Source organism: Flavobacterium anhuiense (assembly GCF_004151235.1).
Classification (GTDB): domain Bacteria; phylum Bacteroidota; class Bacteroidia; order Flavobacteriales; family Flavobacteriaceae; genus Flavobacterium; species Flavobacterium anhuiense_A.
On record NZ_JUIV01000023.1, the window covers coordinates 20,530 to 35,373 of the forward strand.

Annotated in this window: 14 protein-coding genes and 2 tRNA genes; 15 read left to right on the forward strand and 1 reads right to left on the reverse strand. The window is 33.9% G+C overall.

Going from position 1 to position 14,844, the window contains the following annotated elements; genetic code table 11:
• Position 1: 1 nt before the first annotated feature.
• The 5 genes from ribB (at position 2) to NU08_RS20125 (ending at position 5,937) form a co-directional block, all read left to right on the forward strand.
• Positions 2–1,135, forward strand: a complete 1,134-nt coding sequence (gene ribB, locus NU08_RS20105) for a 3,4-dihydroxy-2-butanone-4-phosphate synthase (RefSeq protein WP_165352491.1) — start codon at positions 2–4, stop codon at positions 1,133–1,135.
• A 1-nt stretch (position 1,136) separates the two neighbouring features.
• Positions 1,137–1,535, forward strand: coding sequence for an acyl-CoA thioesterase (locus NU08_RS20110; RefSeq protein ID WP_095931760.1), 399 nt, complete (start codon positions 1,137–1,139; stop codon positions 1,533–1,535).
• A 151-nt stretch (positions 1,536–1,686) separates the two neighbouring features.
• Positions 1,687–1,771, forward strand: a tRNA-Ser gene (locus NU08_RS20115).
• A 535-nt stretch (positions 1,772–2,306) separates the two neighbouring features.
• The gene (locus tag NU08_RS20120) at positions 2,307–4,754 is read left to right on the forward strand and encodes a TonB-dependent receptor (protein ID WP_129748848.1); all 2,448 of its coding nucleotides are present in this window, start codon (positions 2,307–2,309) and stop codon (positions 4,752–4,754) included.
• A gap of 43 nt (positions 4,755–4,797) precedes the next feature.
• Entirely contained in the window at positions 4,798–5,937 is a 1,140-nt protein-coding gene (locus NU08_RS20125) for a PepSY-associated TM helix domain-containing protein (RefSeq protein WP_129748849.1), read from the forward strand.
• On the opposite strand, the gene NU08_RS20130 is transcribed toward NU08_RS20125, so the two are convergent.
• Entirely contained in the window at positions 5,906–6,931 is a 1,026-nt protein-coding gene (locus NU08_RS20130) for a hypothetical protein (protein ID WP_129748850.1), read from the reverse strand. The two genes, NU08_RS20125 and NU08_RS20130, sit on opposite strands and share 32 nt — an antisense overlap.
• Positions 6,932–7,128: 197 nt before the next feature.
• On the opposite strand from NU08_RS20130, the gene NU08_RS20135 reads away from it, so the two are divergent.
• From NU08_RS20135 to NU08_RS20180, 10 genes are all read left to right on the forward strand, one after another.
• Positions 7,129–7,644 carry an RNA polymerase sigma factor gene (locus NU08_RS20135; RefSeq protein ID WP_129748851.1) on the forward strand — a complete coding sequence of 172 codons (516 nt, stop codon included), beginning with the start codon at positions 7,129–7,131 and terminating at the stop codon, positions 7,642–7,644.
• 50 nt (positions 7,645–7,694) lie between these two features.
• Positions 7,695–8,594, forward strand: a complete 900-nt coding sequence (locus NU08_RS20140; RefSeq protein ID WP_129748852.1) for a FecR family protein — start codon at positions 7,695–7,697, stop codon at positions 8,592–8,594.
• An 84-nt stretch (positions 8,595–8,678) separates the two neighbouring features.
• Entirely contained in the window at positions 8,679–11,129 is a 2,451-nt protein-coding gene (locus tag NU08_RS20145; RefSeq protein ID WP_242502609.1) for a TonB-dependent receptor, read from the forward strand.
• 142 nt (positions 11,130–11,271) lie between these two features.
• Positions 11,272–11,682, forward strand: a complete 411-nt coding sequence (locus NU08_RS20150; protein WP_129748854.1) for a winged helix-turn-helix transcriptional regulator — start codon at positions 11,272–11,274, stop codon at positions 11,680–11,682.
• Positions 11,651–12,097, forward strand: a complete 447-nt coding sequence (locus NU08_RS20155) for an OB-fold putative lipoprotein (protein ID WP_242502610.1) — start codon at positions 11,651–11,653, stop codon at positions 12,095–12,097. The genes NU08_RS20150 and NU08_RS20155 overlap by 32 nt, the downstream gene beginning before the upstream one ends.
• Before the next feature lie 23 nt (positions 12,098–12,120).
• A complete protein-coding gene (locus tag NU08_RS20160; RefSeq protein ID WP_129748855.1) occupies positions 12,121–12,963 on the forward strand; it encodes a DUF5777 family beta-barrel protein in 843 nt (280 codons plus the stop codon).
• Between the two features lie 19 nt (positions 12,964–12,982).
• On the forward strand, positions 12,983–13,387 hold the full coding sequence (locus NU08_RS20165) for a cytochrome c (RefSeq protein WP_129748856.1): 405 nt from the start codon (positions 12,983–12,985) through the stop codon (positions 13,385–13,387).
• 5 nt (positions 13,388–13,392) lie between these two features.
• Positions 13,393–13,947 carry a YceI family protein gene (locus NU08_RS20170; protein ID WP_129748857.1) on the forward strand — a complete coding sequence of 185 codons (555 nt, stop codon included), beginning with the start codon at positions 13,393–13,395 and terminating at the stop codon, positions 13,945–13,947.
• A gap of 113 nt (positions 13,948–14,060) precedes the next feature.
• Positions 14,061–14,456 (forward strand): hypothetical protein, encoded by a 396-nt coding sequence (locus NU08_RS20175; RefSeq protein ID WP_129748858.1) that lies wholly within the window; start codon positions 14,061–14,063, stop codon positions 14,454–14,456.
• Positions 14,457–14,744: 288 nt separating this feature from the next.
• Positions 14,745–14,832: transfer RNA gene (locus NU08_RS20180), tRNA-Ser, on the forward strand.
• Positions 14,833–14,844 lie beyond the last annotated feature (12 nt).

Below are 14,844 nucleotides of genomic sequence, written 5' to 3' on the forward strand. Positions count from 1 at the left end.
TATGTCAACAACAAAAATACAATTGAATACCATTGAGGAAGCTATTGAAGATATTCGTCAAGGTAAAATAATCATTGTAGTCGATGATGAAGATCGTGAAAATGAAGGCGATTTTCTGGCTGCTGCCGAAAAAGTAACACCAGAGATGATTAATTTCATGGCTACTCACGGACGTGGCTTAATTTGTACGCCACTGACAGAAAGCCGATGTAAAGAATTAGATCTTCGCGCAATGGTGACCAACAATACGGATCACATGGAAACTGCTTTTACTGTTTCTGTTGATTTAAAAGGACAAGGCGTTACAACTGGAATTTCTGCTTCTGACAGAGCAAAAACAGTCCAATCATTAGTTGATCCAAATACAAAACCTCACGATTTAGCTCGTCCTGGCCATATTTTCCCTTTAATTGCCAAACAAGGTGGTGTTTTGAGAAGAACTGGACATACTGAAGCTGCGATTGATTTTGCACGTCTAGCTGGATTTAAACCTGCTGGTGTAATCTGCGAAATTTTAAACGAGGATGGAACGATGTCTCGTTTGCCAGAATTGGTTAAAGTGGCTAAAAAATTTGATTTAAAATTAGTTTCTATCGAAGATTTGGTTGCGTATAGAATGCAGCACGATAGCTTAATCGTAAAAAAAGAAGATTTCGACATCGAAACTCGTTTTGGAACTTTCCGTTTAAGAGCCTACGAACAAACTACCAACAAACAAATTCATATCGCTTTAACGAAAGGAACTTGGAATCTCGGCGAACCAATTTTGACCAGAATTCACTCTTCTCAAGTAAATAATGACTTATTAGGCACATTGACTAATAATGCTGAACAGCAATTAGACGATATGTTTAAAGTGATTAATGAAAATGGAAAAGGTGCTGTTATCTTTATCAATCAAGACATGACTGCTGTTAATCTTTTAAACAGAATTTCTGAGCTTAAATCATTACAAGCTAACGGAACTCTAAAAGCGCCGAAAGTTATTATTGACAGTAAAGATTACGGAATTGGAGCTCAAATTCTTCATGATTTGGATATTTCAAAAATCAGATTGGTTTCGAATACAGAGCAAACAAAAAGAGTGGGTATGATTGGATATGGACTTGAAATTACAGAATACGTTAATTACTAATATGGGAACAGTAGAAGAAAGAATTCAAAAATCAGAAACTCGTATTTTTAAAGCCGTTTTTCCTAGCACAACCAATCATTATGATACTTTATTTGGAGGAACCGCGCTTCACTTAATGGATGAAGTTGCTTTTATCTGTGCTACGCGTTTTAGCCGTAAAAAAGTAGTTACGATTTCGACAGGACAAATTGATTTCAAAAAAGCAATTCCTGCGGGAACATTAATCGAATTAGTAGCAAAAGTGGACAGCGTTGGAAGAACTAGCTGTAAAATCCACGTCGATATTTTTATGGAACAAATGTATTCTGAACTTCGCGAAACGGTAGTTTCAGGAACTTTTTCGTTTGTTGCTGTCGACGAACATAAAAAACCAACGCCAATTTTAGACGATTTAGATTAATTTTTTCAAAAACATCTCTTTCGGAAATACTGATAATTAGACACTTGAAAATTATCTCAAAAAACTTCAAAAAAAAGTCCGAAAAAAGTTTTTATAACCGAAAAACCGTCTTATATTTGCACCCGCAATCAGGTAATGAGAGCGACATATTGGAGAAATGGCAGAGCGGTCGAATGCGGCAGTCTTGAAAACTGTTGACTGTAACAGGTCCGGGGGTTCGAATCCCTCTTTCTCCGCTGAGAGCTTTAAATTAGACTTTTAGAAGTTTACAAAATAAAGCCAAAATTTACAGAAAACCCTGCTGATCTAAAGATCTGCAGGGTTTTGTCTTTCAGGTGCATTTTCAATATTTTCAAAACCACGCAGAAGCTTAGCCCCACAATGTTAGCACAGCTTTTTTGAATTGCTACAAAAAAAATTGAAGACTGAAATAATATTTCTAATTTCCAAATTCACTTACTTTTAGGTAACCACTTTAATTTAGTTTTTAAAAACCTACGGTTATAAAATGGAAGAAACCCGTCTTACTAAATAAAAAATCAAAAAAGAAATCCTTCTTCCTAACACCTTGTAAAATACTAAAAACAAAACACTTACAAAACATCTACAGTCTTACTTGCTTAATTTAAAAACAAACGAAATTAAAAAAAGAAGCAACTAGAATTAATTAAGAGAGATTACTTCTTGTTTAAAAAAGGCACACAAATTAAAAAATTATTTGTATTTAGTCTAAATAAGATTAGATTTGCAGCATAAAAATAAATAACCGCCATGAAATTAACTTTCTCTTTATTATTACTGCTTGCCTTTCTACATATTGGTTCGGCGCAAAATGCCAAAATTACCGGAAAAATTATTTCCGAAAATAACGAAGCCGTCTCTTACGCTTCCATATCAATTAAAAGTCCTAAAAAGAATGCCGTTTCTGATGACAAGGGAAATTTTGAAATTGCAAATCTTGCTGCTGGAAACTATACAGTCTATTTCTCTGCGATGGGATTCACAGCAGAACAAAAAAACGTTGAACTGCAAGAAAATGAAAATCTTGAGATTACTGCTATTTTAAAAGAAAACGTAAATACTCTGCAGACTGTGGAAATTACCGGACGCAAAGAAAAATCGTATCGCAACACAAAATCTTTTATCGGCGCTAAAACAGAAATCGCGCTGAAAGATTTACCTCAGGCAGTTTCGTATGCTACTAAAGAATTAATAGCCGATCAGGGAGCAATTCGCGTAGGCGACGTAGTAAAAAATTTCAGTGGTGTAAGCCAGTTTACTTTTTATGATGATATTTCGATTCGAGGTTTTAGAATAAACGGGGGAAGCAATACGCAATTGTTAAATGGTATGCGAACATCTACAGGATTCTGGAAACAGCCTCTGGCAAATTATCTGGAACGTGTCGAAGTTTTAAAAGGACCATCATCGGCTTTGTTTGGAAATGCTTCTCCTGGAGGAGTTCTAAATCGTGTAACCAAAAAACCATTAGATCAGGCTGCCAACAGTGTGAGTTTTTCTACTGGAAGCTTTAATACCTTAAGAGCTTTAGCCGATTTTACGGGACCTTTAACCGAAGATAAATCACTTTTATACCGTCTAAATCTAGGTTATGAGAATGCTAATTCGTTTCGAGATTTACAATATGATAAAAATATTGTTGTAGCTCCTTCCCTATCTTTTCTTCCAAATGATAAAACAAGCGTGAATTTTGATTTAATTTACAGCAGTTCGAATGGAAATCTGGACCGTGGACAATCAACTTATGAAAACAACTTATACTCTACAAAGATTTCAAATTCGTTAAACTCAACAAACGATTATTTAAAAGAGGAAACCTATATCGTTACAACTTCCTTAAATCACCAGTTTTCAGATCGCTTATCCTTTTCAGGATCTTATATCAGAACGGGATATAATGAGGATCTTTTAGAGCATCGCGGTGCCAATAAATATGCTTCTGCCGGAGACGGGTCTACAATTCCAACTGCAATTGAAATGCAGGTTTTTCAACGTAAACGCAAGCGTTATATTGATAATCTTTCTACTTTTTTTAAATATGAAGCTAAAACAGGCGCCTTAGACCATAATCTGATAGCTGGTTTTGATTATGCTCAGGAAGAGGTTCCTTCTGGCGGCTCGCAATTAACTGCAAGCGGTTATCGAAATGCTGCCAACAATGGCTTTATTGCCACTTATAACCCAGCAAATAAATCCAATTATTTGTTGGATTCTAAAGGAAATCCAGTGCCAAACGTAGCTCATTTTGATTTGAGCAATCCGTTTGCATCGCAGCAGTTAAAAGATATGAGCAAATATTTTTATGTGGCCCGCCAGGTTGACCCAACCTATTATTCATTATACGGAATTTATATTCAAGACCATATTAAATTTGGCGCTTTTCAGGCTTTAATTGGTATTCGCTACGATGAATATTCAGATAAAGTAAATTACAAAAAAGCCACAGAAACAAAAGTAAAGCAGCATTCGTTTTTACCACGTTTTGGTCTTACTTATACCCTTAATCCAAATATTAACTTATACGGAACTTATGTTCAGGGTTACAATCCTCAAACAGCATCTACTCTCGCAAATCCAAATGCAGGAGGGCCATTTAATCCGTTAGAAAGTAATATGGTTGAATTTGGAGGAAAATCATCTTGGTTCAACGAAAAACTTTTTGTGACAGTTGCTTTATTCAAAATACAGCAGAAAAATACATTGTATCCTGCAAACGATCCGTCAAATCCAGATTTAATGAGATCTATTGGTGAGGAGGAATCCAAAGGGATTGAAATTGATCTGAATGGAAATATCACCCGTAATTGGAGCATTTCTGCCGCTTACAGTTATAATGAAGCTTTTATTACTGAAAGTCCAATTGAAGTTGAAATTGGAAGACAAAAACCAAATACGCCGCGACAACAGGGTAATATCTGGACTCGCTACAATTTTACAAATGGCGCTTTAAAAGATTTTGGAATCGCAATGGGGTCTAATTTTGCAACAACACGCACCATGAGCCAAACCACTACGGAAACTCTTCCTGGATATACCTTATTCAATGCTGCTTTTTACTATAATATCAATAAGTTTAAAATTCAGCTGAATGCTAATAATATCCTAAACAAAACCTATTGGGTTGGAGGATACGATTATATCCGTTTATTCCCTGGAGCACCTTCAAACTGGCTTTTGACTCTTGGTTATTCTTTCTAAATAGCTTTACTGCATTTAAAAAATATTTTTCTCGCCTATTTACATGAATAAAACATTTAAAAAAAATATTGGCTTTTTACATTTATGGCTCGGACTAGCGTCCGGGCTTATTGTATTTATTGTAGCTCTTACAGGAAGCATTTTGGTTTTTGAAGAAGAAATTGATTCTTTTATAAATCCTGAATTTTATAAAGTTTCGACTATAGGAACAAAAAAAATGCCTATCGATTTTTACCTCGCTTCTATTGAGAAACAATACAGAATTACAGCATTAGACCGAATTCAAACTTATGCAGATCCGGCAAGAACAGTAATTATAACCGGAACAGATATCGATAAAAAAGATCAGATTTTCTCAGTAGACCCCTATAGCGGAAAAGTATTGGCAGCGATTCCTGAAAAAAGCAGGTTTTTCTCTATCATTTTAGATTTGCATCGCCATTTAATTCTGGGAGAAGCCGGAAAATTTATTACAGGCTGCAGCTGTCTTATTTTCGTTTTCATGCTGCTTTCGGGACTAATTTTATGGTGCCCAAAAAAAATAAAAAATATAAAACAGAGATTGACAGTAAAATGGAATGCTTCTTTTAAAAGGGTTAATTGGGACTTTCACTCAAATTTTGGCTTCTACAGTTTTCTATTTCTTCTGATAATCTCTTTGACTGGATTAACGTGGTCTTTTAAATGGTTTGAAAGCGGCATTTATTTATTAGCAGATGGAACAGCAAAAAAACCTTCGGCTAAAGTTGAAAATCCTACAAAAACAGATCCTAAACTGGATAAAGCTTTTTTTTATCAAAACATACTTTCTAAAACAGAAAACATCTATAAATACAAAGGCGATACGCAGATTAGAATCCCATCTGACACCATAAATAGTATTATGGTCATTAAATTGAATCTTGAAAAATCCATTCCCAATATTTCAAGTATGGCTTATTTTGATAAATACACAGGTAAGCTTTTAAAAATACGTCCTTACGAATCCTTCAGCAATGGCGATAAAATAAGAAGGCTTATTTATCCTATTCATACTGGAAGCATTTATGGTTATCCAACAAAAATCGTAGCTTTTTTGGTTTGTTTGTTTGCGGCAACATTACCCATAACAGGATTTCTTATTTGGTTGGGAAGAAAGAAAAAAAGATCCGTTAATTTTTTTTCTGAAAATAAAGATAATTAGTCGTTGCGCCTGCGTCTCGTAATCGTATCTGAGAATTATTAAATTCAAACAGCTTCCAGTTAAAATTTAATTTAGAAAGCACGCCAGTAGCAAAACTTATATTTACTGCTGTAATACCATTTTGGACTGAACTTTCCCACTGTCCAGTTTCTGAAATTCCTGCTTTGCTGGCAACTACAGATTTATCCGCTTTAAATACAAATGAATAATCGCTGTAATTTGAAGTCTTAACAGTGCCATCATAAAAATAGGGTATTTCCCAAGAACCTTTTGTGATGGCTGTTGCAAAATCTAATGGCACAAGGTTATTTTCAGGACAATAGTCTATAGCATATTTTATGGCATTTTCAAACTCCAGATTATTTGAAATCGATTTTATCTGATTATTATAATCCGTAATTGCGATAGGATATTTTAAAGAAATATATTGGCTTTCATTCAAATTTTTAATGAAATTAAAAAAAGCCTGGTCACTTATTATCGATTGAGAACTTGCTGTCTGACTGATGCTATTATAGATATTAATTGTTATGGGATAGCTGATGTTTAATCCGTTGATTTTGGATAAAAGATCTGGATAGAGATTCCAATAATCAATTAAAGAATCGAAATCTGCCTGATTTGGAATTAATTTTTCGATGTAATTATAATACACCATCGTTACAGGAAAATCTATTTTTACAATATCATTATCATAATTGCTGGCGTTGATATTATCCAAAACTTTTTGATAATCGGCAGTAGTATTTACTGCAATCTGCTCATTGTTTACCGTAACCGTATATGGGAGTTTTATAGTGCAATAACTCGATCCGTCAATCATATTATCCTGTACGGTTTTAACCATCGCGACCCTTTGCAGATAAGTCGTAAGCGGAGAAACACTTGTAATTGTTCCCTGCGAATTATTGTTTTCCTCCTCTGTTTCACTTTGACAGGAAAACAGCAAGAATAAGAAAACTGCAATTGATAAATATTTTTTCAAAAGGAACATATTTATGTTTTTACAAAGGTAATAAATTTTAAAACAAACTGTTTTTTAATAAACTAAGACAAAGTTTGATAATCTTATTCTATACTAAATTATCAAAAACCAATAGCATTTTATTCTTCTATAAAACAATCATCTTTACTTTTACCCTACTTAAATTAAAAACAAATACTTTTACGCTGAAAAAATTGAAACTCTAAATGCCAGATCAAAACCAATCTAATACTTGTGATGAAATCATTTTTTCGTCTTTCTTCAAGAGTCATGTAAAAGCTCTTCGAAATTTTCTATTTTACAAATTTGGAAATGCAGAACAAGCAGAAGATATAACTCAGGAAGCATTTGTTAAGCTTTGGCAAAATTGCGCTTCTGTCCCTTTAGAAAAAGCAAAATCATACATTTACACCATTGCTAACAACAGCAGTCTCAACCAGATTGCACACCAAAAAGTGGTTTTGAACTTTGAAAAAAACTTTATTGGTTTGGACAAGACAAATGAAAGTCCGGAATATCTCTTGGAAGAAAAGCAATTTCAGGCAAAACTATTAAAAGCAATCGAAAACTTAAACGAAAAACAGCGCACTGCTTTTTTGATGCATAGAGTTGACGGAAAAAAATACAGCGAAATTGCCGTTGAGCTAGAAATAAGCGTAAAAGCGGTTGAAAAACGCATTCATTTGGCATTGTTAAGCTTGCGCAAAGAAATTGATTTATAAAAAGTAGGGTAAATTTAGTTCTAATTGTTTTAATTAAATAATACGATAAAATGAAAAAAAATCGCTTATTAGCAAAATGGCTCAACGACGATTTATCTCCAGATGAATTAGCTGCTTTTGAGGCAAGTCCCGATTTTGAAAAATATCAAAAAATTAAAAAATATACCGCTCACCTGGATGCTGGTGATTTCGATGAAAATAGTATGCTATCTAACATTTTAAGCCAGAAAAAAGCAGCGCCAAAAGTAGTTCCGCTTTACAAAAAATGGATGCCTAGAGCTGTAGCTATATTTGTTCTTGCTCTTGGAATTACGTTTGCCATGAAAGTTTTTATCCCTCAAACAGAAACTGCTGATTTTGGAAAAAAGACCGTTTTCTCATTACCCGATAATTCTAAAGTGGTTTTAAACTCAGGTTCTGAAATAAACTATAAAAAATGGAATTGGGACAGCAACAGGCATTTGGAACTTAAAGGAGAAGCTTATTTTAAAGTTGCAAAAGGAAGAAAATTTGAAGTGCAGACACGTCTTGGAAAAGTAACGGTTTTAGGAACGCAATTTAACGTTAAAGCCAGAAAAAACAGGTTTGACGTGGTGTGTTACGAAGGCCGTGTAAAAGTAAATTATGGTAACACTGAAATTCTATTAACCCACGGACAAAGCGTTCGTTTTGAAAATGGAAAACAGATAAAAATGACTGTAAGTTCATTACAGCCAGAATGGATGAATGACCAGATATGTTTTTATAAAGAAAACATAAGAACCCTTTTAGATGAAGTTGAAAGGCAATATAATATTAAGATCGATTTAAATACCAAAGACACTATTTCGCTGTTTACAGGAAAATTACCCGCAAAAGATCTAAATACAGCTTTGCAGATTATCAGTACAACGTATCATTTAGAAGCGAGAAAGGTTTCGAACAACAAAATAATTTTTGACGAAAAATAAATGTTCCGCCCCAAACAATTTCATTTTTTGTTTTTTCTCTTCTTTATTGTCCTGAATCTTTTTGCTCAGGATAAAGGAAAAGTCATGCCTTTTAAAAAAATAATAATTGATATTGAAGCACAGCATGACGTTAGTTTTAATTATACCGAAGATAATATTGAAGGGCTAGAATTCAATCCTCCCAAGAAATCGCTTTCATTAGAACAAAAATTGGAGTATTTGAGAAAAAAAACCAATTTATCTTTTGAAAATATAGGAAATAAATTCATCAATATCTATAAAATAGATACTGTCTCAAAAATGGTTTGCGGTTATGTTTTATCTTCAATAGATAAAAAACCTATTGAAAATGCCAATATCATTTTAAATAATAAAAGCCATTTTACTACTGATTCAGAAGGGTATTTTGAGTTTAATGAAGAAAACAGAAATACCTTTGTAATCAGCCATGTCGGTTTTGCATCAAAGAGAACTACGGCAGGAAACACAAATGCCAAAGATTGCATTCAAATCCTACTGGAGCCTGAAATTACAGAATTGCATGAAATTAAAACTAATGCTATTCTGGCTTCTGGCATTTCAAAGAAAACTGACGGATCTCTTGAAATTAAACCTAAAAAATTTGGTATTCTTCCCGGACTTATTGAAGCCGACGCCTTGCAGACCATGCAGCAGATTCCTGGTGTAAACAGTCTCGATGAAAGTGTCTCAAGCATCAATGTTCGTGGCGGTACGCATGATCAGAATTTATTTTTGTGGAATGGAATACGAATGTTTCAAACGGGACATTTTTTTGGTTTAATATCGGTTTTCAATCCAAATCTTGCACATACAATTTCGATCTACAAAAACGGAAGTTCTGCTTTTTATGGAGAAAGCGTTTCAAGCGTAGTTGACATTTCTTCTACTCCCGAAAAAGCAGAAAAAAATTCATTCAGCGCCGGAATCAACATGATTAATGCTGATGTTTACGCCAAATATAATCTTTCAAAAAAAAGTTATATCGAAATTTCGGCGCGTAAATCGATCACTGATTTTGTAGAAACTCCTACTTATAGAGAATATTTCAACAAAGTATTTCAAAATACTACAATAACAGATTTTTCGCAGAGCCAAAATCTTAATTATAAAAGCGATAAAAAATTTGGCTTTTATGACGCTACAATAAAATATGTGCAGAAAATAGGAATCAAAGATCAATTAGTACTTGATTTAATAACCATTAAAGACAATCTGGAAGTCAACAAAAGCGCCACTTCATATAATATAAACAAATCACAAAACAATATTTTACGCCAGCAGAATTATGGTGCAAATTTGTCATGGAAAAGAAACTGGAATAACTTCAACACTACAAAAATTAATGTTTACAACTCTTCGTACGAACTTTTAGCCAATCAATATACAACTTACGAAAACCAAAGAGCAGTTCAGGAAAATACAGTAAACAACAATGGAGCTAATTTGGAAAACAATCATATTTTAAACTCTAAATTTAGCTTCAGTGACGGTTATCAATTTAATGAAATTGGCATTACTAATTTAGAACAGGTAACCAATCCCGATTTCTATCGCAAAGTAAAGGACGTTTTAAGAACTCATGCTTTAATTTTTGAAGGAAAATATAACGATACCGTCTCCCGAGTTTATTTTAAAGGCGGAATGCGTCTTAATTATATTGAAAAATTTAAAAAATATATTGCAGAGCCAAGAATTCAATTTGGTTACGGAATTAGCAAAAGTGTGACTTTAGAATTACTTGGCGAGCTAAAAAGCCAAAACTCCCAACAGATTATTGATCTGCAGAAAGATTATTTCGGCATCGAAAAAAGACGCTGGATTGTTTCGAATAATGGCACAATTCCAATACAAAGAAGCAAACAGCTTTCATTAAACCTATTCTACCAAAAAAACAACTGGCTTCTGGATATCGAAAACTTTTACAAAAAAGCAACAGGAATAACGACCTCTAGTCAAGGTTTTCAAAATCAGCTGGAATTTGTCAGAACTACTGGCGATTATGAAATATGGGGAACAGAAATGCTGATCCAAAAAAAAATAAATCACTTTCTTACGTGGTTAAGTTATACATATAATGAAAACAATTATGATTTTCCTGATTATGAATATCAACGTTTTCCCAATAACTTTGAACTGACCCACACTTTATCATGGGCAGGAATTTATGAGAAAAACAATTTCAAAATTGCTTTAGGAACAAAATGGTCTTCTGGAAGACCCAAAACATCTCCAGACTTATCCCAAATTGATCTTTCTGATCCTGTACTGGTTTATAATAGGCCAAATAACAGTAATCTGCACATATTTTCGCAGGTTAATCTTTCCTCAACTTACAAATGGGAAACCGCACGCGGAATTCAATACAAAATAGGAATCTCTATCCTAAATATCCTAAACAGAAGAAATGAAACTAGCGAATATTACAGAATTAATTCTTTGACCAATTCTATTGAAGAAGTGGACACTTTTTCGTTGCAAAGAACACCAAATCTGAGCTTTAGGGTTTCATTTTAACATCTTTTCGGCAAGAGTTTTTAAAACTTGTATTCTTCATCTTTATTTTTTTTTTCAAAAAATCGCAATTCTTTGGTAGGGTAATCTGCACCAAAGCTGTTTCACTATAGAATCATCATTTGATTTGATACAGTTTTAAAGCATGAATACACCAGAAAACGCCACATCTTATATACAGCAGGTCAGATTTGCATCAAAATGCAAATCTGAAATAGCATCCATTATGGACGCCATTTACATGATCAGCGGAAAATGGAGAATTCCAATATTGCTGGCACTTATGGAAGGCAACAAACGATTTTCTGAAATTCAAAAAGAAGTGCACAAAATTGCTTCCAAAGTTTTGGCCCATGAGCTGAAAGAAATGGAACTAAACGGATTTGTTAAAAAGAAAACAGATTATCAAAGCCGTGCCAAAACCGAATATCAATTAACGGATTACAGTTCATCACTAAAACCTATCATTAAATCATTACGAGATTTTGGCATTCAGCATCGAAAAAAAATGCGGGAAGAAAGCTATGAAACAAAAAACTCGCTGGCCGATTATTAAGCATCAAAAAACAAAACAGAATATGAATAGAAGAAAAACAATAATTGCAACTTCAATAGTGCTGGTAATAATTTCAGCCGGCATCTACTTTTATTACGGAGTCATTTTTAAAGAAGCTCGCAATATAGCATCAGAAACACCAGATTTTAGGATAACGGCCAAAAAACTTATCGAAGATTATACCGCAGATCCTAAAAAAGCAGACTCGTTATACCTCAACAAAACTATAGAAATAACGGGCAAAGCAACCAAAGAAACCGACTCTGCAATTGTACTGGAAAATACGGTTTTCTGCCTCTTCAAAGAAAAATTAAACACAAAAATGATGGATAAAAAAACTACGATTAAAGGCAAATGCATTGGATATGACGAACTATTTCTTGAAGTCAAAATAGATCAGTGCAGTGTTAAATAAACCAAACAAATAATAATTAATTTATGAAGAAAATTCTAGTTCCGTTCTGCCTGTTTTTAGCAACACTGGCCTATTCTCAGGATGATTTACTAAAGAGTCTTGATTCTACTCAGGTAGAAGAAAGCTATTCTACAGCAACCTTTAAAGCTTTACAGCTGGTAACGTTGCAGACCACAAAAATGCCGGCCAAAAAAGAGTTTTATTTTGTGGTTTCACATCGTTTTGGCACTGTAAAAGATGGCTTTGACAGTTTTTTCGGCCTTGATAATGCTACCACAAAACTAGGAGGAATTTATGGCATTACAGATTGGTTGTCAGCGAGCCTTTCCAGACATACTTTAAACAAAATGTATGAAATCGGATTAAAGTATCGAATGGCAAGACAAAACGATAATTTTCCTCTTGACATTGTTGGATATAGTGTCGCAGACATCAATACTTTTTTAGAAAAAGACCAATATCCTGGCTTAGAATTTAAACATCGAATGACGTATGTGCAGCAGCTTCTAATATCCAGAAAAGTAAGTGAAAAATTCTCATTAGAATTAGTGCCATCTTTTTTACACAAAAACCTTTATAATCCTGATATAGAAAGAGATAATCAGCTCTCTTTCGGAGGTGGCGGACGCTATAAAATCACGAAGAGATTGTCTGTAAATTTAGAATACATGCACAATTTTGACAAACCGGACTTTTATAAAAATCCGTTGTCTGTGGGACTTGATATAGAAACTGGCGGACACGTATTTCAATTAATTTTTACCAATTCACAATCTATGAGTGAGAGCGGATACCTTACCAATGCTTCTGGCGATTGGGGTAAGGGAGATTTCTTCTTTGGTTTTAACTTATACAGAGTATTCTAACAATTAAAAACGATAAATCATGAAAAAAACAATCGTACTTACAATTTTGCTGGCTGTATTGGCAAGCTGCAGTGATTCTGACACCATTCAGGATATCGAGACACCGACAAGTCCAACGAACCCGACAAACCCTACAAATCCGACGGATCCCACAAATCCAACAACTGCTGTTACCTACAATAAAGATGTGAAATCTATTATTGATGCCAACTGCATAAGCTGCCACTCAAGCGGAAGATCTGCCGCTTTCAGACCTCTGACAACTTTTGCACAGGTAAAAGCTGCAGTAGAAAACGCTGGCCTATTAGGTCGAATCCAGCTTCAAAACGGTCAGCAAGGTCTTATGCCACAAGGCGGCAGAATGGCTCAAGCTAATATTGACCTAATTGTAAAATGGAATACTGATGGCCTAAAAGAAAACTAATTTTTATGAAAAAATCATATATTATTTTTTTAGCGCTACTGCTTATTATAGCAGCAAATACTCAGGGAACTGCGCAAAAACTAATTACAAAAACAGGCAATATAAAATTTCAGGCATCTATGCCATCTTACGAAGAAGTTGCCGCAGAAAACAAATCAGTATCAGCTGTTCTGGATCAGACAACGGGAGATTTTGCCAGCCTGGTACTTATAAAAGGTTTTCGTTTTAAAGTGGCGCTGATGGAGGAGCACTTTAATGAAAATTATATGGAATCTGAAAAATTTCCAAAAGCCACTTTCAAAGGTAAAATTGAAGATTTTGACAGTTCAAAAATTACAAGTTCGCCTAAAAATTTTACATTAAAAGGAGATCTTACTATTCACGGAAAAACTAGGCCAGTCTCGGTTATTGTAAAAATTTCTAAGGTATCAAATGGTCTTAATGCGGCTGGCGCTTTTGAGGCAAAACCTGAAGATTTTGATATTGAAATACCTAGTCTTGTAAGAAAAAAAATTGCTGACAAAATAAAGATCAATTACAATTTTTTATTAATTAAATAATCCTCTTTAAGAATCAGATCCATTCAGGTTCAAAGAGTATTAAAGATGACTAATATTCTGGAGACCGGTAACGCATTACGCCGGTCTCTTTTTTAACCTTAAATCACAATAAAATGATCTGTAAAAATTATGTTGTTACTGGAGAAGAAGTAAATGATTATATGGTTATGGAAGATATCGCATACATTTCGTATACTGTTCGATTGTTATACCATTTTTTGTTTCATAACGGTTTTTCAAAAGAAAAACTCAATTATATGCATTTAGATTTACAGGAAGGAAATCACGAATTGATCATCCATAAAGACCTGATGTTTACAGAACATTTTTTACTTGAAATGAAGCATTGCTATATTGAAGACAAAATCAATATTAAAAGCTGCTTTTTTAACTCAAAGAACGAATGCTGCGCAGAAGTTACAAAAGAAGTAAAATGGTTTAACTCAATCAGCAGAGAAATTGTTAAAACACCGAAACAAATTCTTGAACATTTTTATCCGAAAATGTAAATCAAATTTTATGATAATACTAATTGTAGATCGGAATTTTCAAGATGCAAAAAATGTATAATGCTTCTGTGGTGGGTTTAATACAAAAAATATTAGAAATGCAATATACAAGCGGGATAAGGACTATAATCTTGATTCCTCTTCATCTTAAATTTAAAACCTTTGACCTTTGTTAAGGTTTTTCTTTTTTATAGTATATTTTTTTAAGAAATAGTTCAAAAAAAATTTTCACAATTCAAAAAACAGCTTATCTTTGCACTCGCAATCAGAAAATGATAGCAAGATACTGGAGAAATGGCAGAGCGGTCGAATGCGGCAGTCTTGAAAACTGTTGACTGTAACAGGTCCGGGGGTTCGAATCCCTCTTTCTCCGCCAGTAGAAGTTTCC